Annotated in this window: 21 protein-coding genes and 1 riboswitch; of the genes, 10 read left to right on the forward strand and 11 right to left on the reverse strand. The window is 72.5% G+C overall.

What is annotated here, in order from left to right; genetic code table 11:
- The 7 genes from MID12_RS07030 to MID12_RS07060 form a co-directional block, all read right to left on the reverse strand.
- A complete protein-coding gene (locus tag MID12_RS07030) occupies positions 1 to 1,101 on the reverse strand; it encodes an ABC transporter ATP-binding protein (protein WP_263165476.1) in 1,101 nt (366 codons plus the stop codon).
- Positions 1,098 to 2,099: an ABC transporter permease gene (locus tag MID12_RS07035; RefSeq protein WP_040256500.1), complete on the reverse strand. Its 1,002-nt coding sequence runs from the start codon at positions 2,097 to 2,099 to the stop codon at positions 1,098 to 1,100. Before MID12_RS07035 ends, MID12_RS07030 begins: the two co-directional genes overlap by 4 nt.
- 112 nt (positions 2,100 to 2,211) lie before the next feature.
- Positions 2,212 to 3,975, reverse strand: coding sequence for an ABC transporter substrate-binding protein (locus MID12_RS07040; protein ID WP_040248035.1), 1,764 nt, complete (start codon positions 3,973 to 3,975; stop codon positions 2,212 to 2,214).
- 94 nt (positions 3,976 to 4,069) lie between these two features.
- Positions 4,070 to 5,074: an ABC transporter permease gene (locus tag MID12_RS07045; protein WP_040248038.1), complete on the reverse strand. Its 1,005-nt coding sequence runs from the start codon at positions 5,072 to 5,074 to the stop codon at positions 4,070 to 4,072.
- Positions 5,075 to 5,527: 453 nt separating this feature from the next.
- On the reverse strand, positions 5,528 to 6,328 hold the full coding sequence (locus MID12_RS07050; RefSeq protein ID WP_040248040.1) for an enhanced serine sensitivity protein SseB C-terminal domain-containing protein: 801 nt from the start codon (positions 6,326 to 6,328) through the stop codon (positions 5,528 to 5,530).
- A gap of 121 nt (positions 6,329 to 6,449) precedes the next feature.
- Complete coding sequence (locus MID12_RS07055; RefSeq protein ID WP_040248043.1) at positions 6,450 to 7,217, reverse strand: enhanced serine sensitivity protein SseB; 768 nt, start codon at positions 7,215 to 7,217, stop codon at positions 6,450 to 6,452.
- A 186-nt stretch (positions 7,218 to 7,403) separates the two neighbouring features.
- On the reverse strand, positions 7,404 to 8,087 hold the full coding sequence (locus MID12_RS07060; RefSeq protein ID WP_263165478.1) for a TGBp1 family protein: 684 nt from the start codon (positions 8,085 to 8,087) through the stop codon (positions 7,404 to 7,406).
- Between the two features lie 162 nt (positions 8,088 to 8,249).
- Positions 8,250 to 8,346, forward strand: a riboswitch (glycine riboswitch).
- Positions 8,347 to 8,509: 163 nt separating this feature from the next.
- Between MID12_RS07060 and gcvT the strand changes: the two genes are divergently transcribed.
- The 7 genes from gcvT to MID12_RS07095 all read left to right on the forward strand — a co-directional run bounded on the left by gcvT (position 8,510) and on the right by MID12_RS07095 (position 15,774).
- The gene (gcvT, locus tag MID12_RS07065; RefSeq protein ID WP_263165479.1) at positions 8,510 to 9,646 is read left to right on the forward strand and encodes a glycine cleavage system aminomethyltransferase GcvT; all 1,137 of its coding nucleotides are present in this window, start codon (positions 8,510 to 8,512) and stop codon (positions 9,644 to 9,646) included.
- A gap of 148 nt (positions 9,647 to 9,794) precedes the next feature.
- The gene (gene gcvH, locus MID12_RS07070) at positions 9,795 to 10,181 is read left to right on the forward strand and encodes a glycine cleavage system protein GcvH (RefSeq protein WP_040248050.1); all 387 of its coding nucleotides are present in this window, start codon (positions 9,795 to 9,797) and stop codon (positions 10,179 to 10,181) included.
- Positions 10,182 to 10,203: 22 nt separating this feature from the next.
- Positions 10,204 to 11,466 (forward strand): serine hydroxymethyltransferase, encoded by a 1,263-nt coding sequence (glyA, locus tag MID12_RS07075; RefSeq protein ID WP_168543086.1) that lies wholly within the window; start codon positions 10,204 to 10,206, stop codon positions 11,464 to 11,466.
- A gap of 221 nt (positions 11,467 to 11,687) precedes the next feature.
- Complete coding sequence (locus tag MID12_RS07080; RefSeq protein WP_263165482.1) at positions 11,688 to 13,055, forward strand: L-serine ammonia-lyase; 1,368 nt, start codon at positions 11,688 to 11,690, stop codon at positions 13,053 to 13,055.
- A 252-nt stretch (positions 13,056 to 13,307) separates the two neighbouring features.
- Positions 13,308 to 13,922 (forward strand): hypothetical protein, encoded by a 615-nt coding sequence (locus MID12_RS07085; protein ID WP_263165483.1) that lies wholly within the window; start codon positions 13,308 to 13,310, stop codon positions 13,920 to 13,922.
- On the forward strand, positions 13,922 to 14,284 hold the full coding sequence (locus MID12_RS07090; RefSeq protein ID WP_263165484.1) for a hypothetical protein: 363 nt from the start codon (positions 13,922 to 13,924) through the stop codon (positions 14,282 to 14,284). Before MID12_RS07085 ends, MID12_RS07090 begins: the two co-directional genes overlap by 1 nt.
- The gene (locus tag MID12_RS07095) at positions 14,281 to 15,774 is read left to right on the forward strand and encodes a carboxylesterase/lipase family protein (protein ID WP_263165485.1); all 1,494 of its coding nucleotides are present in this window, start codon (positions 14,281 to 14,283) and stop codon (positions 15,772 to 15,774) included. Before MID12_RS07090 ends, MID12_RS07095 begins: the two co-directional genes overlap by 4 nt.
- Before the next feature lie 41 nt (positions 15,775 to 15,815).
- Here the strand turns inward: MID12_RS07095 and MID12_RS07100 are convergent, their stop codons facing one another.
- Both MID12_RS07100 and MID12_RS07105 read right to left on the reverse strand, forming a co-directional pair.
- Positions 15,816 to 16,544, reverse strand: a complete 729-nt coding sequence (locus MID12_RS07100) for a pyridoxal 5'-phosphate synthase (RefSeq protein WP_263165486.1) — start codon at positions 16,542 to 16,544, stop codon at positions 15,816 to 15,818.
- 95 nt (positions 16,545 to 16,639) lie between these two features.
- Positions 16,640 to 17,509 (reverse strand): winged helix-turn-helix transcriptional regulator, encoded by an 870-nt coding sequence (locus tag MID12_RS07105; RefSeq protein WP_263165487.1) that lies wholly within the window; start codon positions 17,507 to 17,509, stop codon positions 16,640 to 16,642.
- Between the two features lie 93 nt (positions 17,510 to 17,602).
- On the opposite strand from MID12_RS07105, the gene eno reads away from it, so the two are divergent.
- Positions 17,603 to 18,886: a phosphopyruvate hydratase gene (gene eno / locus MID12_RS07110; RefSeq protein ID WP_263165488.1), complete on the forward strand. Its 1,284-nt coding sequence runs from the start codon at positions 17,603 to 17,605 to the stop codon at positions 18,884 to 18,886.
- 70 nt (positions 18,887 to 18,956) lie between these two features.
- Here the strand turns inward: eno and MID12_RS07115 are convergent, their stop codons facing one another.
- Complete coding sequence (locus tag MID12_RS07115) at positions 18,957 to 19,433, reverse strand: molybdopterin-dependent oxidoreductase (RefSeq protein WP_263165490.1); 477 nt, start codon at positions 19,431 to 19,433, stop codon at positions 18,957 to 18,959.
- Between the two features lie 300 nt (positions 19,434 to 19,733).
- Between MID12_RS07115 and MID12_RS07120 the strand changes: the two genes are divergently transcribed.
- Positions 19,734 to 21,149: an FG-GAP repeat domain-containing protein gene (locus MID12_RS07120; protein ID WP_263165491.1), complete on the forward strand. Its 1,416-nt coding sequence runs from the start codon at positions 19,734 to 19,736 to the stop codon at positions 21,147 to 21,149.
- A gap of 51 nt (positions 21,150 to 21,200) precedes the next feature.
- Here the strand turns inward: MID12_RS07120 and MID12_RS07125 are convergent, their stop codons facing one another.
- Positions 21,201 to 21,833 (reverse strand): TetR/AcrR family transcriptional regulator, encoded by a 633-nt coding sequence (locus tag MID12_RS07125; protein WP_263165493.1) that lies wholly within the window; start codon positions 21,831 to 21,833, stop codon positions 21,201 to 21,203.
- A 144-nt stretch (positions 21,834 to 21,977) separates the two neighbouring features.
- On the opposite strand from MID12_RS07125, the gene MID12_RS07130 reads away from it, so the two are divergent.
- Positions 21,978 to 22,943, forward strand: a complete 966-nt coding sequence (locus MID12_RS07130) for a zinc-binding dehydrogenase (RefSeq protein ID WP_263165495.1) — start codon at positions 21,978 to 21,980, stop codon at positions 22,941 to 22,943.
- The last annotated feature ends 470 nt before the right edge of the window (positions 22,944 to 23,413 follow it).

Raw genomic sequence — 23,413 nt, forward strand, 5'->3', positions numbered from 1 at the left:
TCACAGCTTGGGCGCAATCTCTTCGGTCCAGATCTGTTCCCGCTGCTCCGGCGAGAGATGGCAGGCGGCCCAGTGCGCGCTGCCGACCTCGGTCAGCTCGGGGCGGACGGTGCGGGTCAGGTTGTCCTTGGGCAGATCCGCGTACGGGCAGCGCGGGTTGAAGGCGCAGCCGGAGGGGATGTTGATGAGCGACGGCGGCGATCCCTTGACCGGGATGAGCCGGTCGGTCTGGTCCCGGTCCAGGCGCGGCATCGAGCCGAGCAGACCCCAGGTGTAGGGGTGGCGGGGCTCGTAGAAGACCTTCTCGGCGGGGCCGCGCTCCACGCACCGGCCGCCGTACATCACCAGGAGGTCGTCGGCCAGCTCGGCGACGACGCCGAGGTCGTGGGTGATGACGATGACGGCGGAGCCGAACTCCTTCTGCAGATCGCGGATGAGGTCGAGGATCTGCGCCTGGACGGTCACGTCGAGGGCGGTCGTCGGCTCGTCGGCGATGAGCAGTTCGGGGTTGTTCACCAGCGACATGGCGATCATCGCGCGCTGGCGCATCCCGCCGGAGAACTCGTGCGGGTAGCTGTCGACGCGCTTGTCGGGCTGCGGGATGCCGACCCGGTCGAGCATCTCGATCGCGCGGCGGCGGGCCGTCTTCTTGTCGACGTCGTGGTGGACCCGGTAGGCCTCCACGATCTGCTTGCCGATCGAGTAGTACGGGTGCAGCGCGGACAGCGGGTCCTGGAAGATCATGGACATCTCGCGGCCGCGCAGCTTGCGCACCTCTTCGGGGCGCGCGGTGAGCAGTTCCTTGCCGTCCAGCCAGATCTCGCCGGACAGCCTGGCTTTTCGCTTCCCGTACTGCCCGGTGGTGTGCAGCCCCATGATGCCGAGCGAGGTCACCGACTTGCCGGAGCCGGACTCGCCGACGATGCCGAGGGTCTTGCCCTTCTCCAGCGTGAAGCTGAGCCCGTCGACGGACTTCACCAGGCCGTCGTCGGTCGGGAAGTGCACCTTGAGGTCGCGTACTTCGAGGAAGGCGGTGGGCGTGTGGGAGACCGGGGTCCCCGGCTCGCCGACTGCCGCGCCGCTCTTGCTGAGTTGGGTCATGACAGCCTCACGCGGGGGTCGATCACGGCGTACATGATGTCCACGACGAGGTTCGCCACCGCGATCGCGAGTGCGGCGATGAGCGTGACGCCGAGGATCACCGGCAGGTCCTTGTTGCTGATGGCGTCCACGGCCTCGAAGCCGAGTCCCTTCAGTCCGAAGGTCTGCTCGGTGAGGACGGCGCCGCCGAGCAGGGCGCCGAGGTCGAGGCCGAAGACGGTGAGGATCGGGGTCATGGCGGAGCGCAGCGCGTGCTTCCTGATCACGCTGGGCTCGCCGAGTCCCTTGGCCCGGGCGGTGCGGATGTAGTCCTCGCCGAGCACTTCGAGCATGGTCGCTCGGGTGAGCCGCGCGTACATGGCCGCGTAGAGGAAGGCGAGGGCGATCCAGGGCAGGATCAGCGACTGCAGCCAGATGTCGATCCCGTCGGCCCCGGAGAGGTCGTCGTCGATCTTGAGCCAGCCGAGGCTGTGCACGAAGATCCCCATCATCACCATGCCGGTGAAGAAGATCGGCATCGAGACGCCGGACAGGGCGCCGACCATGGCGCTGCGGTCCCAGACGCTGCCCCGGCGGAGCGCGGAGAGCACACCGATGGCGACGCCGCCGACCAGCCACATCACACAGGCACCGGCCGCAAGCGCGCCGGTGACCGGCAGGGCGTCCTTGAGGGTGTCCCAGACCGGCTCCTCGGTACGGAAGGAGTAGCCGAAGCAGGGCGCGTCGCAGCGCGTCACATCGCCGCCGTTGGCGTAGTCCCGGCCCATCGGGATGCCCTTGACGAAGTCCCAGAACTGGACCAGGACCGGCTCGTCGAGGCCGAGCTTCTGGCGGATCCCCTCCAGCTGCTCGGCGCCGGTCGCCTTGCCCGCGAAGAGCACAGCGGTGTCCTGCCCGGCCCATTTCGGCAACAGGAAGAAGATGGAGAAGGTCGTCAGGAGCACGACCAGCACCATCAGGAGGACGGCGCCCAGGCGCCGGATGAGATATGCAAGCACTGTGCGCGGCCTGGTGGCGGCCGGGACCCGGATCACGGATCCCGGCCGCCACCCGGGCCATCACCTGCCCTTCGGACTGGCGGTTACGGCGACGGTGGGGGAACGGGTTCCGCTACTTCTTCACGCCGAGGGCGACGTAGTCGTAGCGGCCGCTGTACGCGGCGGAGGAGTACACGTTGGTCGCGTTCGCCCCGCGCCAGGAGATGTTCTTCTCGTACAGGAACGGCATCCACACCGCCTGGTCGAGGATCTCCTTGTTCATCTGCTTGTAGATCTCGCCGGCCTTGACCGGGTCGGTCTCGGCGATGGCGTCGTCGAAGGCCTTGTCGACCTTCGGGTCGCTCAGCTGGGCCTCGTTATAGTTGCCGTTCTCCGAGATGAAGCGGCTGTCCCACAGCGGCTGGCCGAAGCCCTGGCCGGTCGGGAAGTCCGGGCCCCAGCCGCTCATCGTCAGGCCGTAGCCGCGCTTCTTCACGACGGTGGGCGAGCCGGTGATGCTGCTGGCCTCGGCGCCGTCCAGCGGGTCGACGGAGAGCTTGATGCCGACGGCCTTCAGCTGCTCCTGCAGGGCGGTGGCCGCCTCGACCTCACCGGGCTGGTTGGTGCGCGCGGTGACCTTGGTGGAGAAGCCGCCGGGCTTGCCGCACTCCTTCAGCTCGGACTTGGCCTTGGCGGTGTCCGGCTTGCCCTTGCGGGCGACGACGCCGTACGGGTCGTAGTCGGAGTGGCCCTTGATCGCCTTGGGCCAGATGCTGTTGGCGATGTCGCCGGCCGCGAGCGGGCCGCCGCGGGTCTTCTGCAGGCTCTCGAAGTCCGTGGCGTAGAAGACGGCCTTGCGGCAGTGCAGGTTGTCGAAGGGCTTGGCCTTCGTGATGATCGCGACGTAGCGGACGAAGTCCGTCGGCATGTTGTCGACGCTGGACTTGTGGTCCGTGATCGCCGTGGTGCGGCCGGAGGCCGACATGCCGGTGCCGTTGAGGTCGATGTCGTAGTCGCCCTCGATGAGGCGCTTGTCGTTCTCCTCGGCGTTCTTGTTGATGGTGACCGTGATCTTGTCCGGCAGCGCGGGACGGACCGGGTCGGACTCCTTCTTCCAGTTCTCGTTGCGCACCAGCGTGGCGTTCTTGCCGGAGTCGTACGAGGCGAACTTGTACGGGCCCGAGGAGAAGGGCTTCTGGGTGTACTTCGACTTGGTGTCCTTGGACGCCTTCACCGGGGCGCCGGAGGGCATCGCGAGCATCTGCTCGAAGTCGCCGTTGGGCTTGGGCAGCTTGAAGACGATGGTCTGGTCGTCCGGCGTCTCGATCGCCTTCAGGCCGAGCCCGCCCGCGGTCTTGTCCTTGTACGGGCCCTTGTACTCGCCCTTGGGGTCGAGCACGTTCTTCAGGTACTGCGGACCGCCGGTGATGACATCGGTGGCCCAGACCCGGGAGATGCCGTACTTGATGTCCTTGGAGGTCAGCTTGGAGCCGTCCTCCCAGGTCAGACCATCCCGCAGCTTGTACGAGTAGGTCTTGCCGCCGTCCGTGATCTTGGCCTTCTCGGTGGCCAGGTCCGGGACGAGGTTGTTCGAGGCGGCGCCCGGCTTGGTGTCGTAGGTGACCAGGGTACGCGTGTAGAACCGCATGAAGTCCCAGGTCATGCCGTAGTAGGCACGCTGCGGGTCGGTCGAGTCGAAGTCCTGCTTGCCGATGAAGCGGAGCGTGCCGCCCTTGGCCTTCGAGGGGTTGGCGACCTTGCCGATGCCGGCGTTGTACTTGCCGCCCGAGGGCTCGTCGTCGTCACTGGAGCCACTGCAGGCGGCGGTGCCGACGAGCGCGGCTGCGACGAGGGCCGCACCTGCGGTCAGCCTTCGCTTGGAGAAACCGTGGGACATCTTTCTCGCATCCTCCGAGATTCGCGGTCTGAGGCCGGGCTGCCTGAGAACCATGGGGGACCACCTGACTGCTGTGGCAGGGGGGTTGGGCGGGTCAGCGGGAGCCCTTGGGATCCAGGGCGTCGCGCAGCCCGTCGCCGAAGAGGTTGAAGGCCAGTACCGTCACGAAGATCGCGAGGCCGGGGAAGACCATGAACATCGGGTCGTGCTCGTACATCCCGAGCGCGTCGCGCATCATGCCGCCCCAGGAGGCGGTGGGCGGCCGCACGCCCGCGCCGAGGAAGCTCAGGGCGGCCTCGGTGAGGATGTTCGTGGGGATCATCAGGGTCGCGTAGACGGTGATCGGGGCCACGAGGTTCGGCAGCAGCTCGCGGAAGAGGATGTGGCGGCGGCCGCCGCCGAGGCTGCGCGCGGCCTCGACGTACTCGCGCTCGCGCAGCGAGAGGGTCTGGCCGCGCACGATACGGCCGACGTAGGGCCAGCCGAAGAAGCCGATGACCCCGATGAGCACGGCGACGCGCACCCCGGAACCGCTCAGCCCGAGCAGGTCGTCGGGGAGCACCGAGACCAGCGAGATGATGAAGAGCAGCTGCGGGAAGGAGAGCAGCAGGTCCATCGCGCGGCTGATGACCGAGTCCACCCAGCCGCCGAAGTAGCCGGCGATGATGCCGAAGAGGGTGCCGAGCACGACGGCGACCACGGCCGCGAGCACCGCGACGAGGAGCGAGATACGGGCCCCGTAGACCACGCGGCTGAAGATGTCGCGGCCGGTGTTGGGCTCCACGCCGAAGAGGAAGTCCCCGCTGACGCCGCCGAGATCGCCCTTGGGCAGGTTGGTCAGCTCTTCCAGCTGGTCCTGGTGGAACTCGGTCGGCGGGTGGCCGAGGAGGCTGACGATCACCGGGGCGAATATCGCGACCAGGACGAGGAAGACGATGGTGAGACCGCCCGCGAGGGCGACCCTGTCCTGTTTGAGGCGGCGCCAGGCGATCTGTTTGAGGGATCTGCCCTCCACCTTCTTCGCGTCGGCGGCGGCTGCCGGGTCGACAGGCGCGGCCGGTTCCATTTCCGCCGTCGTGTCGTGCAATGGCGCCGTCATAGTGGCAGGGACCCCTCTCAACCGGCGGTGGCCGGCGCACACTTGCCGCGGTGGCGGCGTGATCAGTCCGTCGTACGCATTCAGGGTGCAAAGCCCCTGGAGCGGGAGTCTTCAGCGTGCCCCGGATCACGTGCCAGGCTTCACGGTGAATGGATGCCTAACCGTGATGCTGTCTGGGGATTTCCGTTATCCGAACAGAGCGGAACGACCCTCGGACGCGGTGCAGTTGGGGGCAAGCGGTTTCCAAGCCGCCGAAGAGCGCTGTTATGCGGACCAGAGGTGACCGGTGGGGAAGAAGCGGCGGACAAGCGGAAGAAAGGGTGAACAAGGGGTGAAGGGGGCGCGCGTTCCCGGCCATCCGCCCCGGCGCGCGCGGCCGGCCGCTCCGGACCCCGGGCCAGGTGTTCCGGCCCGCCCGCCCGGTTCCGCCCGGGGAGCCGCGGACGCCCCCGGTCAGAACGCCGCGTGCGGCGGCGGGTAGCCGTAGCCGGTGGCCGGGGGTGCCTGGAGGGGGCCCGGGCCCTGCGGCTCGCGGTCGAAGAAGGGGCGGGCGTGGGCGCGCAGCCACATCGCCACCGGGTCGTGCGGGTCCGCGAGCGCGACCGTGGAGACCGGCAGCCCCTCGGGCACCGCGCCGATGCACTGGCGCATCATCGCGCGCACCGCCTCGACCGCGGTGGGCGAGGACTCGTAGACGTCGAGCCCGATGGCCAGATAGGGCGCGCCGAGCGCGGGCTGCACCCAGGCCCGGCGCAGCGAGCGGACCACCGGGGTGCGGTGCGCGTGCTGGCCGAGCAGGGCGTAGAACTGCGGGATGTCGATGGCGGGTTCGCTCAGCCGCAGCGGTCCCGCCGGGTGCCGGTCGAGCCCGGCCGCGATCCGGCGCAGATCGGCCCAGGGGATGCCGACCCCGCCGCCGGGGGCGTGCGGGTTGAGCCAGATCCCGTGCCGGTCGGGGAAGAGCGCGCGGGCGATCTCGGCGCCGCCGACGATCTCGTACGCCCGGTTCCAGCCGCTCGCGGTGAGTTCCTGCCCCGAGGTGACGCAGGGCGCGTACTCGGAGCCCTCGACCGTCATGCTGCCGTACTGCGCGTCGGGGGAACCGGCCTGGCCGTGCCAGAGCAGCATCCACACCTGGCCCGCCGGGTCGGCGAGGGCGCGCAGCAGCGATTCGTACGCCTCGTAGCGCCCCGGTGTCACCTGGCGCAGCACGTGCTCGACCTGCCCGACCGCAGCCGTGCCCGACGCACTCACTCCTGACCCGCCCCTTCGTGACCCGTTGAGTAACCGGTGGCGCGGAGTCTGTCCGCCGCGCCTGCCCCGGTCATGTAACCAGCTTAGGTCTCGGCCGCCCACCGCCCGGGGCGGCCGGTCGCTAAGCGTCCCGCTGGTAGAAGGGCCGCACCGACTCCCGCATCCAGTCCGCCACCGGGTCCTGGGCGATGTCGAGCAGCACCAGGTTCACCGGCCAGGGCACCGGGTGCAGGCCGAGCGCCCGGCCGAGGGCGTCCATCGGCACGTCCCGGGCCGGCTCCGGGTGCCCGTCCACCTCGACCCCGACGAAGAGCACCGGCTCGCCGTCCTCGACCCGGGCCAGGCAGCGGCGCGCGCTGCGCACCAGGCCGGTGGCCGCGAACTCGGTGGCCGCGGCGGACAGGAAGTCCACCGGGTCCTCCTGCCAGTCCGGCTGGAAGAGCTGCACCCGGCCGCCGTGCGCGGGGCCGTCCAGCTCGGTGCGCCCGGCCCGGCACAGCTCGGCCACCGCGGCGGGCGGCAGCGGGACGCCGACCGTGCCGTCCGGGTTCACCGCGATGCCCATCTGCGGCGGCAGCCCGCGCGCGAACTCCACCGCCGGGGCGATGGTGAACGACATGTGCGCCCCCGCCACCGCGCGCAGCTGCTGCTCGGAGCTGAAGACCGGTACGTAGGCCTGGCCCTCGATCTCCAGGGCGGGCAGGTCGAGGCTGGTGCTGCCGGGGCCGCCGCCGGAGGGCAGCGGCACCCACAGGTGGCTGCGGCCGAGCACCTCGACGATCCGGCCGCCCGCGGTGGGCACGCCGAGGGAGGCGGCGAGCACCTCCTCCAGCTCGTTGCCCGGCCAGCCGCTGTGCGGGTGGGGCTGGGGACCCGCCGGTATCTCCATCTGTTCCGTCCTGATGATCAAAGCCGCTTGTCTCGGTTCGCACCTTAACGCCTGCGCCGCGGGCGGGGGTTCCTGTCCACCGCCCTGTGCGGTGCACCGGCGCCCGTCACCGCGGCGCCGCTGCCGCGGCCGACGGCCCGGGTGCCCAACTCCCGTACCGGCGAAGGGGGTTCGGCCCGCCCGGGCTCACCCCAGCCGGATCACCGTGAGCCGGTCCGCCGCCTCGCGGTCGAGGAGCACGGCCGAGGTGCAGCCGTGCGGCAGGGCGCCCGCGGCGGCCGAGGAGAGCAGCCGGGCGGCCGCCCTGCGGTGCCGGGCGAAGGCGTACCGGGAGACCCGCCGCCCGCGGGTGCGCTGACCGGCGAGCGCCCGCTCGGGGTCGACGTCGAGCAGCAGCAGGTGCAGCCCGCGGCCCCGGCGGGCGGCCTCCCGGGCGAGCCAGCGCCGCACCCAGGCCTGGGTGCCGCAGTCGTGCACCACCAGGCCCCGGCCGGTGCGCAGCGCGCGGCGCAGCCCCCGGTAGTGGTCGAGGCGGGCCAGCGGCCGGTAGAGGACGTACGGCACCCCGGGCAGCCGGGCCGCCCAGTGCTCGCGGGTCTCCTGGGAGTCGGCCCGCGGCCCGGGCACCACCCGCCGCATCAGCGTGGACTTGCCGCTGCCGGGCAGCCCGGAGACGACGACCAGGTCCCCCTCGGCGAAGCCCAGCTCCCGGGGGGTGCGCCCGGCCCGGCCGCGCAGATCGCGCACCACGGATTCGGGCCTGGCCCCGGCCCGCGCCCGCCGCCCGTCCCGCTCCCCGGCCGGTGCCCCGGCGCGTGCGGGCAGCGGGATGGCGGGTGCCGCCGCGTATGCCCTGGTCCTGTCCCTCATGACCGCCCTCCCTGAGCCCGAGACGGACTCCTTCCCCTGGAGTGTAAAGAGGAGGTAATGGGACGACCAGGGGATTCGGACAGGGATCGGGCGGAGCCGGGGACCTGCCGCTCAGGGGGCGGGGCATGCAATGATGACTCGGCCAACTCCATACAGGCCGCTTGAATCCGCGCGGGAGAGCCCTCAGCCGCTGAGCTGGGGCGCCGAAGGAGCAAGTCCCTCCCTTGAATCTCTCAGGCCCAGATACCGCGCGGGCGAGGCACATCTGAAAAGCGGGCACGGCAGCCTCGGGCGCCGCGCCCCACCCAAGGTGCAAGCCGGACCGGATTCCCCCGGGGATCCGCTACCGGCGAACCTCTCAGGTTCCGATGACAGATGGGGAGGACATACCTCGCCGACCTGTCCCCGGACTTGGAGCCTGCATGAGCACCACCATCCGCCGCACCGCCCTCGACGCCGTGCACCGCGCGCTCGGCGCGACGATGACCGACTTCGCGGGCTGGGACATGCCGCTGCGGTACGCCAGCGAGCGCGACGAGCACCAGGCCGTACGGACCCGGGCCGGACTCTTCGACCTCTCGCACATGGGCGAGATCACGGTCACCGGACCCCAGGCCGTCGAGCTGCTCGACTTCGCCCTGGTCGGCAACATCTCCAGCATCGGCGCCGGCCGCGCCCGCTACACGATGATCTGCCGGGAGGACGGCGGCATCCTCGACGACCTGATCGTCTACCGCCTGGACTCCGGCGAGGGCCCGCGCGAGTACATGGTCGTCGCCAACGCCTCCAACGCTCAGACCGTCCTGGACGCCCTCACCGAGCGCGCCGCCGGCTTCGACGCCGAGGTCCGCGACGACCGCGAGGCCTACGCCCTGCTCGCCGTGCAGGGCCCCGAGTCCCCCGGCATCCTCGCCTCGCTGACCGACGCCGACCTGGACGGCCTCAAGTACTACGCGGGCCTGCCGGGCACCGTCGCCGGGGTCCCCGCCCTGATCGCCCGCACCGGCTACACCGGCGAGGACGGCTTCGAGCTGTTCGTCGAGCCGCAGCACGCCGAGAAGCTCTGGCAGGCGCTGACCGAGGCGGGCGCGGACCAGGGCCTCATCCCCTGCGGCCTCTCCTGCCGGGACACCCTGCGCCTGGAGGCGGGCATGCCGCTGTACGGGCACGAGCTGAGCACCGCGCTCACCCCCTTCGACGCCGGTCTCGGCCGGGTCGTGAAGTTCGAGAAGAAGTCCGGCGAGGTGCCCTTCGTCGGCCGCGAGTCCCTGCTCGCCGCCGCCGATCGCGCCGAGCAGGACCCGCCGCGCCGCCTGGTCGGCCTGATCGCCGAGGGCCGCCGGGTCCCGCGCGCCGGATACCCCGTGGTCGCGGACGGCAAGGTGATCGGCGAGGTCACCTCCGGCGCACCCTCCCCGACGCTGGGCAAGCCGATCGCCATGGCCTACGTCGACGCCGCGCACGCCGAGCCGGGCACCTCCGGTGTGGGCGTGGACATCCGGGGCAGCCACGAACCGTACGAGGTCGTGGCGCTCCCCTTCTACAAGCGGCAGAAGTAGTTCCCTGGCAGCAGGCCCGCGTGCCGCGCGTTTTCGGCCACGGCGGGTCCGCCCGGGCGCGCGGACGTGACGTACGTCCCTGCCCCCGTCTCGCATCGCAAGACCATCCGTTCCTCAGCACCGCCCCGCGTACAGGAGAATTCAGGTCATGAGCAACCCCCAGCAGCTGCGTTACAGCAAGGAGCACGAGTGGCTCTCGGCGGCCGAGGACGGCGTCTCGACGATCGGTATCACCGAGTTCGCGGCGAACGCGCTCGGCGACGTCGTCTACGCCCAGCTCCCGGAGGTCGGCGACAGCGTCACGGCCGGTGAGACCTGTGGTGAGCTGGAGTCCACCAAGTCGGTCAGCGACCTCTACTCCCCCGTGACGGGCGAGGTGACCGAGATCAACGAGGACGTCGTCAACGACCCGGGCCTCGTCAACACCCAGCCCTTCGAGGGCGGCTGGCTGTTCAAGGTGCGCGTCGGCGAGGAGCCGGGCGACCTGCTCTCCGCCGACGAGTACGCCGCCTTCTCCGGGTCGTCCGATAACTGAGCCCGTCCGACAGGGAGCCGTGATGTCGCTTCTCAACACCCCTCTGCACGAACTCGACCCGGATGTCGCCGCCGCCGTCGACGCCGAGCTGGACCGCCAGCAGTCCACCCTGGAGATGATCGCCTCGGAGAACTTCGCCCCCGTCGCCGTCATGGAGGCGCAGGGCTCGGTCCTCACCAACAAGTACGCCGAGGGCTACCCCGGCCGCCGCTACTACGGCGGCTGTGAGCACGTCGACGTGGTCGAGCAGATCGCGATCGACCGCGTCAAGGAGCTGTTCGGCGCCGAGCACGCCAATGTGCAGCCCCACTCGGGCGCGCAGGCCAACGCCGCCGCGATGTTCGCACTGCTGAAGCCGGGCGACACGATCATGGGCCTGAACCTGGCCCACGGCGGTCACCTGACCCACGGCATGAAGATCAACTTCTCCGGCAAGCTCTACAACGTCGTCGCCTACCACGTGGACGACAAGACCGGCCAGGTCGACATGGCCGAGGTCGAGCGGCTGGCCAAGGAGTCCAAGCCGAAGCTGATCGTGGCGGGCTGGTCCGCGTACCCGCGGCAGCTGGACTTCGCCGCCTTCCGCCGGATCGCGGACGAGGTCGGCGCCTATCTGATGGTCGACATGGCCCACTTCGCGGGCCTGGTGGCGGCCGGGCTGCACCCCAACCCGGTGCCGCACGCCCACATCGTGACCACCACCACGCACAAGACCCTCGGCGGCCCCCGCGGCGGGGTGATCCTCTCCACGGCCGAGCTGGCCAAGAAGATCAACTCGGCGGTCTTCCCGGGTCAGCAGGGCGGCCCCCTGGAGCATGTGATCGCCGCCAAGGCGGTCTCCTTCAAGGTCGCGGCCTCGGCGGACTTCAAGGAGCGCCAGGAGCGCACCCTGGCCGGTTCCCGGATCATCGCCGAGCGCCTGGTCGCCGAGGACGTCCGCGAGGCCGGTGTCTCGGTGCTGTCCGGCGGCACCGACGTCCACCTGGTCCTGGTCGACCTGCGCGACAGCGAGCTGGACGGCCAGCAGGCCGAGGACCGCCTCCACGAGGTCGGCATCACGGTCAACCGCAACGCCGTCCCGAACGACCCGCGCCCGCCGATGGTCACCTCCGGCCTGCGCATCGGCACCCCGGCCCTGGCCACCCGCGGCTTCGCCGAGGAGGACTTCGCCGAGGTCGCCGACATCATCGCCGAGGTGCTCAAGCCCACCTTCGACAAGGACGCCCTCGCCGCCCGGGTCACCGCCCTGGCCGCGAAGCACCCGCTCTACCCGGGCCTGAAGTAGCCTGCCCGCCCGGGGCCCCGCCCCGGCAGGACAAGCAGTCCGTTCTGACGTAGTACGTACGGAACGTACGATTGTCCGGGTGCCGCCCACCCGGCGGCACCCGGACGCCCCGGTCGGCCCATTCCACCCGACGGGCCCGGGCCCGCACGACCCGCACGCACCACCTCTGCACGCACCCCACGCGACGGACAACGGCGTCCGCCACCCAGGAGGAGTCCCCCGTGGCCATCTCGGTCTTCGACCTGTTCTCGATCGGCATCGGCCCGTCCAGCTCCCACACGGTCGGCCCGATGCGCGCGGCGCGGATGTTCGCCGCCCGCCTGAAGAACGAGGGCCTGCTCGCCCACACCACCGCGGTCCGCGCGGAGCTGTACGGCTCCCTCGGCGCCACCGGCCACGGCCACGGCACCCCCAAGGCCGTACTCCTCGGCCTGGAGGGCGAGTCCCCGCGCACCGTGGACGTCGAGAAGGCGGACGCCCGGGTGGAGTCGATCAAGTCCACCGGGCGGATCAACCTGCTCGGCGCCCACGAGATCGACTTCAGCTTCGACGGCGACCTGAAACTGCACCGCCGCAAAGCCCTGCCCTTCCACGCCAACGGCATGACGCTGTGGGCCCGCGACACCGAGGGCGCCGTCCTCCTGGAGAAGACGTACTACTCGGTCGGCGGCGGCTTCGTCGTGGACGAGGAGGCCGTCGGCGCCGACCGCATCAAGCTCGACGACACCCCGCTGACGTACCCCTTCCGCACCGGCGACGAACTCCTGCGGCTCTCCCGCGAGACCGGTCTGTCCATCTCCTCGCTGATGCTGGAGAACGAGAAGGCCTGGCGCAGTGAGGACGAGATCCGGGCCGGGCTCCTGGAGATCTGGGAGGTCATGCGCGCCTGCGTCGCGCGCGGCATGTCCCAGGAGGGCCTGCTCCCGGGCGGCCTCAAGGTCCGCCGCCGCGCCGCCACCTCGGCCCGCCAGCTGCGCGCCGAGGGCGACCCGCTGGCGCACGCCATGGAGTGGATCACCCTCTACGCGATGGCCGTCAACGAGGAGAACGCCGCCGGGGGCCGGGTGGTGACCGCCCCCACCAACGGCGCCGCCGGGATCATCCCCGCGGTCCTGCACTACTACGTGAACTTCGTGCCCAACGCCGACGAGGACGGCGTGGTGCGCTTCCTGCTCGCCGCGGGCGCCATCGGCATGCTCTTCAAGGAGAACGCCTCCATCTCCGGCGCCGAGGTCGGCTGCCAGGGCGAGGTCGGCTCCGCCTGCTCGATGGCCGCGGGCGCCCTCGCCGAGGTCCTCGGCGGCAGCCCCAGCCAGGTGGAGAACGCCGCCGAGATCGGCATGGAGCACAACCTCGGCCTGACCTGCGACCCCGTGGGCGGCCTGGTCCAGATCCCCTGCATCGAGCGCAACGGCATGGCCGCGGTGAAGGCGGTCACCGCCGCCAAGATGTCCATGCGCGGCGACGGCAGCCACCTCGTCTCCCTCGACAAGGTGATCAAGACCATGAAGGACACCGGCGCCGACATGAGCGTCAAGTACAAGGAGACGGCGCGGGGCGGGCTCGCGGTGAACATCATCGAGTGCTAGGCGAGGGGCCCCGACCGGCGCGTTCGTACCTGTCGGCGCTGTCCGGGCCTTCTCTGCCCACGCGGCGGAAGGTCCCTGGAACCTCCCTGGGGCAGACGTGGGAGTCCCTGAGAAGTCCCTGGGACATCTCCCTGGAAGGGGCTTTCGACCTGCGGGGTCGCGGCATGTGGTCAACGCCGGATGTGCCGCTCACCCACGGGCTGATGTATCAATTCGATCCCCTGCTCCCACTCAAGGGGTAGCTTTCGATACATGAACGCCGCGGGAAACCCGCGCTTGGAGCAGCGGCTGGCCGGCCTCTCCCCCGCCTTCACAGCGGCGCAGGCACGACAGGCCCTGCTCTCCCCGCGCGATCTGGCGCACGTGGTCACGGAGGGGGAGATGGGCGAACTGTCCCGTGGGGTGTACCGGCGGGCAGGCGCCCCGGAGACGGCGCACGCGGATGTGCTGGCCGTGTGCGCACGGGCCCCGCGCGCCGTCGTGTGCGGTGAGAGCGCCCTGGCCCTGCATGAGCTGATCGACGACATCCCCGCAGCAGTACACATCGCCGTGCCGCGCGGTTCACGCCGCCCGACGATCTCCTGCCCGCCGACCGTGGTGGCGCAGTACGCCGCCAGGACCTTCGCCCTCGGTGTCGAACGGTTCGAAGCAGCTCCGGGGGAGACCGTCCCCCTGTACGGCGCGGCCCGCAGCGTCGTCGACGCGATGCGCCACCGCGGCCGCCTCGGCGAGACCCTCGCCCTGTCCGCGCTCGGCCGCCACCTGCGCCGGAGCGGACGCGGCGGGGTCGGCGAACTCCAGCACCTCGCACGTGAGTTGGACGCCCTCTCCGTCGTCCGCCCCGCCGTAGAGGCGGTGCTCGCCTGATGGCCGAGCCCACCCGCGACACCACCGCCGGCCGCGTCTGCAACGACCTGTGCAACCCGGCACGCCGCACCAGCCGGTCCACGGACGCGGTCATGGTCGGGTACGTCCTCGAACGGTTCCGCTACCGCCTGGTCTCGTCGCCCCCGGGCCGGGAGCACTTCGTCCTCGAAGGTGGCCTGCTGCCCGCCCAGTTCGGCGCACGCCGAATGACCCGGGACCTCGGCATCCTCGGTCGATCTTTCCCAGGCACAGGAACAGAGACCATCCACAGCATCGCGGCCACCGCCGAAGCACACCGGAGGCACCGCCTGAAGCCCGGCGAGAAGCACCACCAGACGAGAGGGAGGAACGGGACGCGATGACGCAGCAGCCGGTCGTCAGCACCGCGTACGGATCCGTGCGCGGGACCCTGGCCGAGGGGGAGGTCGCCGCCTTCAAGGGGATCCCCTTCGCGGCGCCCCCGGTCGGCGCCCTCCGCTTCCGGCCGCCGCGGCCGCCCGCTCGGTGGGGCGGTGTGCGGGAGGCCGAGGCGTACGGGCCGACCGCGCCGAAGGCCCCGTACGCGCCGCCCCTGGACGCGCTGCTGCCCGAGGTGGACATCCCGGGTGACGACTGCCTGAACCTCAATGTCTGGACCCCGGACACCGGTGGGCGGCTGCCGGTGATGGTGTGGGTGCACGGCGGCGGCTTCGTCAACGGCTCCGGGTCGGCACCCGTCTACGACGGCACCCGCTTCGCGCGTCACGGGGTCGTCCTGGTCACCCTCAACTACCGTCTGGGCGCGGACGGTTTCCTGTATCTCGGGGACGGGGCGAGTCCCAATCTCGGGCTCCTGGACCAGATCGCCGCCCTGGAGTGGGTGGCCGGGAACATCGCCGCCTTCGGCGGGGACCCGGACAGGGTCACCGTCTTCGGGGAGTCCGCCGGTGCCATGAGCATCGGCGCCCTGCTCGCGGCGGACCGCGCCGCCGGACTCTTCCACCGGGCGGTCCTGCAGAGCGGCGCCGCCCACCATGTGCTCACCCCGGCCACCGCCCAGCGCCTCGGCCGGCACCTGGCCGAACTCCTCGGGGTGGAGCCCACCCGGCGGGCGCTCGCGGCCGTACCGACCGGCGAACTCGTGCTGGCACAGCGGGAGTTGCGGGGCGTGACCCTCGCCGACCCGGACCGCTGGGGCGAGGCGGCGCTCCACCTCATGCCCTTCGAACCGGTCGTCGACGGCGAACTGCTCCCCACCGCGCCCCATGCCGCGATCGCCGCGGGCGCCGGTGCCGGGGTCGACCTCCTGCTCGGCTCCAACAGCGACGAGTTCCGCCTCTTCCTCACCCCGAGCGGCGCCCTCGACCAGGTCACCGACGCCGCCCTGCACCGCGCCACCGCCGCCTACGGCCTGGACCCCGAAGAGGCCCTGACGGTCTACCGCGCCGCCCGCCCCGGTGCCGCCCCCGGCGAACTGCTGGCCGCGGTCGCCACCGACTGGTTCTACCGGATCCCCGCCGTCCGCCTCGCCGAGGCCCACACCGCGCAGCGGGCCGCCTCGACCCACCTGTACGAGTTCGCCTGGCAGCCCCCGACCTACGGCGGCCGCCTGGGCGCCTGCCACGCCGCCGAGATCCCCTTCGTCTTCGACAACCTCCACGAGGGCTCCTTCGCCGGGCTCCTCGGCACCGAGCCGCCGGGGCAGCTCGCCGAGGCCATGCACCGCGCCTGGGTCTCCTTCGCCACCACCGGCGATCCCGGCTGGGCGCCCTACGACACCACCACCCGCCCGGTGATGCGCTTCGACACCGCGCCGGAGCTCGTCCACGACCCGCGCGGCGCGGAGCGCGCCCTGTGGGAGGGCCGCCGCTGAACGGACAACCGCGCCTGGCGGAAGGCCAGTTCACCCGCGGGCTACGGCCACAGCAGGTGGCGCTCCCAGGGGTGGTGGCGGTCCGGGCGCTCGTAGCGCAGGCGCTTGTGGAGGCGGTCCTCGGCCGCCTGCCAGAACTCGATCCGGGCCGGGACGAGGGTGTGCAGCGTCCACTCCGGGCTGACCAGGGCGGGGTCCGCCGCGATGCGGGCCAGCGCCGCACGGAAGGCGCGGTCGCGTTCCCCGGCGCTCTCCAGGTGCTCGCTCTGGCGGCCCAGGAGCACCTCGGCGCGGGCCGAGGGCGCGCGGGCGAGCAGATCGGCGGCGCTCTGCCCGGCGGAGGCGGGTGCGACCGTGCCGCGCACCCGTACCTGGCGGGCCTGCCGCGGCCAGTAGAAGGTGAGCGCGGCGCGAGGACGCTCGGTCAGCTGGCGGCCCTTGGGGCTGTGGGCGTGCACGGCGAACTGCCAGCCCTCGGCGTCCACGTTCTTGAGGATGAGCACCCGGGCGTCCGGGCCGCCGTCCTCGCCGACCGTCGACAGCGTCATCGCGTGCGCCTCCGGCACACCCGCGGCGACCGCCTCCCGCAGCCACCCGAGGAACAGCTCGACGGGATCTTCCGGGGCGCGGGAGGGGTCGAAGTCGGCCGGCGGCCCCGCGAACACCGGCAGGCCGCGCAGCCAGTCACGTACCGAGGGGGGCTCGTCGGCGCCGTCCTGCGCGGCGGGGCGGTGGCCGGTCCGCGCGGGGGCGGTCGGGTTGTCTTCCATGGGGCACGGTCTCCTTCACTGGGGTTCACCGGAGCGGCGATCGCGCTGCGGTGGCTCTTCCTCGGGTCGTCTTCGGGTGGGCGCCGCGGGGTCCCTCACTCCGTCCGGGCGCAGTGCGCGGCCAGGCGCAGGCTCTCGCCGACCGCGTGGGGGATGTCGTCGACCGGGAACAGGACGTGGCGTACGGTGCGTTCGGCGTCGGCGACCAGGGCCAGGCGCTTGTGGCGCAGGCGGCCCGCGCCCTGGAACATCGGCAGCCGCAGCGCCGTCGCACAGCGGTGGCCGGCGTCGGAGAGCAGCGGGTACGGGATCTGCTCGGTGCGGGCGAACTCCGCCTGTTCGTGGGCGAGTTGGGTGCTGATGCCGCGCAGGGCCAGGCCCGCCCGCCGGAAGTCGGGCCAGGCGTCACGGAAGAGCCGGGTCTGCGCCGTGCAGCCGACGGCGCCGGGTATCGGCGGCTCACCCCAGTCGACGCCCGTGCCGGGGTAGGTGAACAGCACGGTGGCGGCGGCGTCCGGGGCGAGCAGGGGCAGCTCCGGGCCCCGGCTGCCGGGCAGGTGGAGTCCCTCGGGCAGGCGGGTGCCGACCAGGGCGTGCACGCGCGCCCGCTCGGCGCCGTCCTCGGCCGCGGTCGCGGTGAGCCCGCCGTCGCCGAGCACCCACCGGTCGCCCCAGTCCTGCATCGCGGCCAGCACCGGCAGCAGCGCGGCTCCGGCGTCGGTGAGCAGGTACTCGTAGCGGACCGGGCGCCGCTGGTAGAGGCCCCGCCGCAGCACCCCCTGGGCGACGAGCCGTCCGAGCCGCTCGGTGAGCACCTTGCGGGACAGGCCGAGCTCGGCGGCCAGCGCGTCGAAGCGGACCCGCCCGCGGGCGATCTCCCGCAGCACCAGGACGTTCCACCAGTCCCCCAGGACCAGGGCGGCCTGGGCGATGCCGCAGTTCTCGTCGGCGTTGTGCATCCTCATGCCCCCATAGTAAGTTCCTTTTCGGGACTCACTATGTTTCTCACTGAAACTTATCGCCTGCCCTCGGGCGGGCCCAGCGTGGGGAGTTGCACCGTGACCGCCATCAGCCGCGTCATCGCCCGGGAGATCATCGACAGCCGGGGCAACCCGACGGTGGAGGTCGACGTGGAGCTGAGGGACGGCTCACTCGGCCGCGCGGCCGTGCCCTCGGGCGCGTCCACCGGCGCGCGGGAGGCCGTCGAACTCCGCGACGGCGACGCGGCACGCTTCCACGGCAAGGGCGTACGGCAGGCTGTGGACGCGGTGAACGAGAGCATCGCGGACGCCGTCGTCGGACTCGACGCCGAGGGCCAGGCCGCCGTCGACCACACCATGATCGAGCTGGACGGTACGGACACCAAGGCGCGGCTCGGCGCCAACGCCCTGCTCGGCGTCTCCCTGGCCACCGCCAAGGCGGCCGCGGCCGCCCACCGGCTGCCGCTCTACCGCTACCTCGGCGGGGTCGACGCCCGGCTGCTTCCGGTGCCGATGATGAACATCGTCAACGGCGGCGCCCACGCCGACAATCCGCTGGACTTCCAGGAGTTCATGATCGCCCCGATCGGCGCGGCGAGCTTCGCCGAGGCGGTCCGCATGGGCTCGGAGGTCTTCCACACCCTGCGCCGGGACCTGCTCGACGCGGGCCACCACGTCAACGTCGGCGACGAGGGCGGCTTCGCACCCGAACTGCGCACCGCCGACGAGGCCTTGGACCTCGTGGTGCGCGCCGTCGAGCGCTCCGGCTACCAGCCCGGCACCGACCTCACCCTCGTCATGGACCCGGCGAGCTCGGAGTTCTTCCGCGACGGCGTCTACGACTACCGGGGCGAGGGCGTCCGCCGCACCCCCGCCGAGCACGCCGACTACCTCGCCGGGCTGGTCGACCGCTACCCCGTCGCCTCCCTGGAGGACCCGATGGCCGAGGACGACCACGCGGGCTGGCAGGCCCTCACCGCCCGGCTGGGCGAGCGCTGCCAGCTCACCGGCGACGACGTCTTCTGCACCAGCGAGACCCTGCTGCGCGCGGGCATCCGCGACGGTGTCGCCAACTCCGTGCTGGTGAAGGTGAATCAGATCGGCACCCTGACGGAGACCCTGGCCACCGTGTCCACCGCCCACCGCGCCGGCTACACCGTCGTCATGTCCCACCGCTCCGGCGAGACCGAGGACACCACCATCGCCGACCTGGCCGTCGCCACCGGCTGCGGCCAGATCAAGACCGGCTCGCTCTCCCGCTCCGACCGCACCGCCAAGTACAACCAACTCGTGCGCATCGAGGAGGAGTTGGGCTCCCAGGCGCGTTACGCGGGCCGCGCGGCCCTCGGCCTGCGCCGCTGACACCGGCAGCTCCGCCGAACCGGCACCTCCCCCAACTCCCCCACCGGCACCGGCCCTTCCGCCCGCCCGGTCAGGCCCAGGCGGCATAGCCCCCGTCCACCCGGATGGCGTCGACACCGCTGACATGCCGGGCCCCGCACCGGTCCTGGGGCAGGACGAGCTGCGGGCCCCACCGGTCGAGCGGGCTGCTGTCGATGCTGAGCGCGAGCAGGACGGGAGCACCGGCGAAGTCCGGGTCGATCTCCGCCCAGGACAGCAGCGCGTGGTGGCCGTCCGTGCCGGAGACGGCGATCAGGAAGCGCAGGCGGTCCTTGCGGCGGACGGGGTCGAAGGCGGGTGCGGCGCCCGACAGGACCTCGTGCAGCAGCGGCCCCTCGAAGCGGTGGTGGCGTACGCCGCTGGTGGCGCACTCGAAGCTGACCCGCGCCCGGTGCTGCGGCCAGGCGCGCAGGTGGCGCACGGTCAGCCGGGCCGGGTGCGCGAGGTCGCCGGTCAGCGCGAGTTCCGCGACCGGATGAGAAGCGCGTTCCGCGAGGGACTCACTCACTGGCCATCAACTCCCCGGTGTAGGTACCCGGGCAGAGACCCCGCGAAAACGCACATGCCGGGCACAACCCGCTCTCGTCCCGCTCCTGCGAGGGCGGAGGGGCCTTCTCCCCGGCAGGTGCGACAGTTCACCCGAATCGGCCCCCCACCTCGTACAACCCCCCGGGCCGGACAGGGGTCTTGCCCCTGCGGGACGAAGATCCTTCCCCGCTTCCGCATCCCCGCGGGGGTGCGGAACCCGCCCCTCGCAGAGCCGCGGATCCGGTCTCCGCGACCGCCTGCCCCCGACAGAGAAGGAACCATGCGCCACCGCCACCACGCCGCCCCCGTCCTCGCCGTCACCCTCGCCGCGGGACTGCTCGCCGCGCTGCCCGCGCACGCCGCGCCCGCGCCCGCTCCCCGCGGCCAGAGCGATGTGAACGGGGACGGCTACGGCGACCTCGTGACCGCCTCCGAAGCCGCGGTGGCCGGGGCCCCGGCGGCCGGGGCGGTCGTCGTGCACACCGGTGGCTCCGGCGGGATCGCGTCCGGCAGAAGACAGATCGTCACCCAGGACTCGCCCGGGGTCCCCGGCGCCCCGGAGGAGAACGACCAGTTCGGCTCGGCGCTCGCCACCGGGGATCTGAACGGGGACGGCTTCACCGATGTCGTCGCCGGGACCCCGCACGAGAAGGTCGGCGAGGACGTGGACGGCGGCACCGTCGCCGTGCTGTGGGGGTCCAGGTCCGGGATCACCGGCGGTACGACGCTGCCCGACCCGGCTCCCGAGGCGCACGACCGCTACGGCAGCCGCGTGGCCCTCGGCGACTTCGACGGCGACGGGCGGCCCGAGCTCGCGGTCGGCTCCGCCGGTGGCGATGTGTGGATCTTCGACGGCGTCACCGCGGCGGGAGCCGAGGGGCGCCGGGAGCTCACGACCGATATCGCACCGGACAGTGCGGAGTACTACCGCTCGCTCGCGGTCGGGGACTTCGACGCGGACGGCCGGGACGATCTCGTGGTGGGCGGCCGCTACGACAAGGACGGCACCTACGACGGGGCGTCGCTGGTCTACCCCGGCGCCTCCGGTGCGTACACCGCCCTGCCGGACGAGGCGCACGCGGCCGTCACGGGCGACTTCGACGGGGACGGGCGGGACGACCTGCTCCTCGGCTCCCCCGACGGCAACAAGGTGACCGCCTACGCGGGCGGCCCCGGGGGCCTGAGGCCCACCCGGGGCCGGGCCCTCACCCAGGACAGCCCCGGGGTCCCCGGTGCCACCGAGCCCGAGGACGCCTTCGGCGAGGCGGTCGCGGCGGGCGACGTGGACGGCGACGGCTACGACGACGCGGCCGTCGGCGCGGAGTTCGAGACCGTCGGCGCGGTACCCAACACCGGCGAGGTCGTGCTGCTGCGCGGCTCGGCCCAGGGCCTCACCGGCACCGGGGCGCAGGTCGTGCACCAGGACACCGGGGGCGTCCCGGGCGCCAACGAGGCCTACGACCGCTTCGGTTCCGCCGTGCGGCTGACCGACACCGACCGGGACGGCCGCGCCGACCTGGCCGCCGCCGCACCCATGGAGAACACGAGCAACGGGGCGCTGTGGAGCCTGCGGGGCTCCGCGCAGGGCGTGGGGACCTCGGGCGCGGTCAGCTTCTCGGCGGCCACCGCGGGGATCTCGAAGGAGCCGTACACCTACTTCGGCCGGTCCATGCCGACGAGCACGCACGGTTCCTGACCGGCTCGCCGTACGGCGCGTCCGCCCCCGCCCTGCGGCCCGTTCACGCGGTCACCGGGCAGGGGGCGCGGGCGTGAGGTGCGGGGCCGGGGGCAGCGGGGCCTGCGGCTCGGGGGCGGCGCGGAAGGCCTCGATCACGTAGGCGGCGAACCGGCGGGAGGCCGCGAGCCGTTCGGCGGCCGGGGTGTCCTGGAGGCCCCGGTGGGCCAGGAGCATCAGGACCAGGTCGTCGACGACGAAGCCGGGGCGCAGCCGGCCGGACTCCTGGGCGCGGCGGGCCAGTTCGGCGATGGCGCGCACCGTCCGCTCCCGGTCGGCGGCGAAGTCCCGCGCCTCGGGGAAGGCCGACAGGAAGGCGTCGGCGAACCCCCGGCTGCGGGCGTGGAGTTCGCAGATCCGCTCGATCAGAGCGCAGAAGCCCCGCCAGGGATCGGTGTCCGCCAGGGCCTCGTGGACGACGGTCCGGCAGGCCCGCCGCTGCTCGGCGAAGGCCGCCGTGATCAGCTCCCGCTTGGTCGGGAAGTGCCGGTACAGCGTGGCGGGGCCGACCCCGGCGTGCCGGGCGACCTCGCGGAGGGGCGCGTCCAGGCCCTCCGCCCCGAAGACCGCGCGGGCGGCTTCCAGGACGCGGGCCCGGTTCTCGCGGGCGTCGGAGCGCGGGGAGTGAGGCAATCGGCCGGTCATCGCCTCTCACTTTAACCAGGCGGACGGGGGCGTCCGTTACGGTCCGACGACGGGGCCGCCCCGCCGCCGCCCGCCTGCGACAGGGCGCCTGTGGGAGCCGGCGGCCCCATCACGTCCGTGCCCGTGAGAGGCCGAGGAGCCGCGATGAAAGCCGTTGTGATCAGCAGGTTCGGGGACCCGGACGGTCTGGAGGTCGTCGACCGGCCGGTGCCCGAACCGGCGCCGGGGCAGCTGCTGATCGCGCCGGAGGCCATCGGGGTGGGCGGCGTGGACGCCGTGATCCGCCGGGGGACGCTCGGCGCCTACGGCTTCCGGGAGGGCCATCTCCTCGGCAGCGAGGTCGCGGGAAGGGTCACCGCGGTGGGAGCCGGGGTGGACGCCTCCTGGATCGGCCGCCGGGTGTGGGCCTTCACCGGGCTCTCCGGCGGGTACGCCGAGCGGGCACTCGCCGCGGTCGAGGACGTCACCGCCCTCCCGGACGGCCTGACCGGCGCCGCGGCGGTGACCCTGGGCGGCTCCGGAGTGGTGGCCCACTTCGCCCTGGAGCGCGCCCTTCTGGCGCCCGGCGAGAGCGTGCTCGTACGCGGTGCGGCGGGCAGCATCGGCATCGCGGCGGTCCAGCTCGCCGCCAAGGCCGGGGCGGGCGCGGTGGCCGTCACCACCTCCTCCGCGGAGCGCGGCGCCCGCCTGCGTGAGCTGGGCGCGAGCCATGTCCTGGACCGCTCCGGCGCAGGCGGCGGGCCGCAGGCGCCCACCGGCTTCGACGTGGTGATCGATATGGTGGCGGGCCCTCAACTGCCCCTGTTCCTGGACAAGTTGAACCCCAACGGGCGGTTCCTGGCGGTCGGCGTGGTCGGCGGGCAGCCCCCGGCGGACTTCGGCCTGCGGCTGAGGGACCGCTTCCGCAGCTCGCTCTCCTTCGCCACCTTCAGCTCCGACACCGTCCCCGGCGCGGACCGGGGCGCCGTACGGTCCTCCCAGTTCGCCGACGCCGCACGGGGGAGCCTGCGCACGGTCGTCCACGAGGTGCTGCCGCTGGATGGGGCGGCCGCGGCCCACCGGATGATGGACGCGGGCGAGGTCTTCGGCCGGGTGGTGCTCGTCCCCTGAGGACGGGGGCGGGACGTCTGCGGACGAGCCGCGGAGTCGTCCAGCGCCGGGCGCGCCGCCTCAGCCCGAGGGCTCGGACTCCGTCTCGGGGGACCGCTGCCGGGGGATCAGCGCCTCGGCGTAGCGGGACACCCCTCGGGAGGTGCGCGGCGCCGGTCCGAAGGTTCCGCTGGCGATCCGCGCCGGGGGCCGGCCGCCGGGCCGCCGGTCGTTCGCGGGTAACTCCCCGGAGGGAGTGGGGGATTCCGTCGCACTGGTCACATGCAGATCTTGGGGGTGTCGGACACCGTGGTCAAGACCGGGTGGGCGGCGTCCGATCCGGTTCGGGACAAGCTCCTGTATTCGTGAGGGACCACCCCAGAAGCAGCTGTTCAGGGCGAAGGGAACCGGGGCCGGGCCGCGGAATCGAGGGGCCTCGCGCACCGTCCGAGGGGTCGGGGCGTCCGCTCGGGGCCGGGTCGGCGCACGCG

Source organism: Streptomyces sp. SCSIO ZS0520, from assembly GCF_025643355.1.
GTDB lineage: Bacteria > Actinomycetota > Actinomycetes > Streptomycetales > Streptomycetaceae > Streptomyces > Streptomyces physcomitrii.

Coding starts and splice junctions, on each gene's coding strand:
- MID12_RS07030 (WP_263165476.1), bottom strand. CDS start 1,101: ATGACCCAACTCAGCAAGAGCGGCGCGGCAGTCGGCGAGCCGGGGACC.
- MID12_RS07040 (WP_040248035.1), bottom strand. CDS start 3,975: ATGTCCCACGGTTTCTCCAAGCGAAGGCTGACCGCAGGTGCGGCCCTC.
- MID12_RS07045 (WP_040248038.1), bottom strand. CDS start 5,074: ATGACGGCGCCATTGCACGACACGACGGCGGAAATGGAACCGGCCGCG.
- MID12_RS07055 (WP_040248043.1), bottom strand. CDS start 7,217: ATGGAGATACCGGCGGGTCCCCAGCCCCACCCGCACAGCGGCTGGCCG.
- MID12_RS07060 (WP_263165478.1), bottom strand. CDS start 8,087: ATGAGGGACAGGACCAGGGCATACGCGGCGGCACCCGCCATCCCGCTG.
- gcvT (WP_263165479.1), top strand. CDS start 8,510: ATGAGCACCACCATCCGCCGCACCGCCCTCGACGCCGTGCACCGCGCG.
- gcvH (WP_040248050.1), top strand. CDS start 9,795: ATGAGCAACCCCCAGCAGCTGCGTTACAGCAAGGAGCACGAGTGGCTC.
- glyA (WP_168543086.1), top strand. CDS start 10,204: ATGTCGCTTCTCAACACCCCTCTGCACGAACTCGACCCGGATGTCGCC.
- MID12_RS07085 (WP_263165483.1), top strand. CDS start 13,308: ATGAACGCCGCGGGAAACCCGCGCTTGGAGCAGCGGCTGGCCGGCCTC.
- MID12_RS07090 (WP_263165484.1), top strand. CDS start 13,922: ATGGCCGAGCCCACCCGCGACACCACCGCCGGCCGCGTCTGCAACGAC.
- MID12_RS07095 (WP_263165485.1), top strand. CDS start 14,281: ATGACGCAGCAGCCGGTCGTCAGCACCGCGTACGGATCCGTGCGCGGG.
- MID12_RS07100 (WP_263165486.1), bottom strand. CDS start 16,544: ATGGAAGACAACCCGACCGCCCCCGCGCGGACCGGCCACCGCCCCGCC.
- MID12_RS07105 (WP_263165487.1), bottom strand. CDS start 17,509: ATGAGGATGCACAACGCCGACGAGAACTGCGGCATCGCCCAGGCCGCC.
- MID12_RS07120 (WP_263165491.1), top strand. CDS start 19,734: ATGCGCCACCGCCACCACGCCGCCCCCGTCCTCGCCGTCACCCTCGCC.
- MID12_RS07125 (WP_263165493.1), bottom strand. CDS start 21,833: ATGACCGGCCGATTGCCTCACTCCCCGCGCTCCGACGCCCGCGAGAAC.
- MID12_RS07130 (WP_263165495.1), top strand. CDS start 21,978: ATGAAAGCCGTTGTGATCAGCAGGTTCGGGGACCCGGACGGTCTGGAG.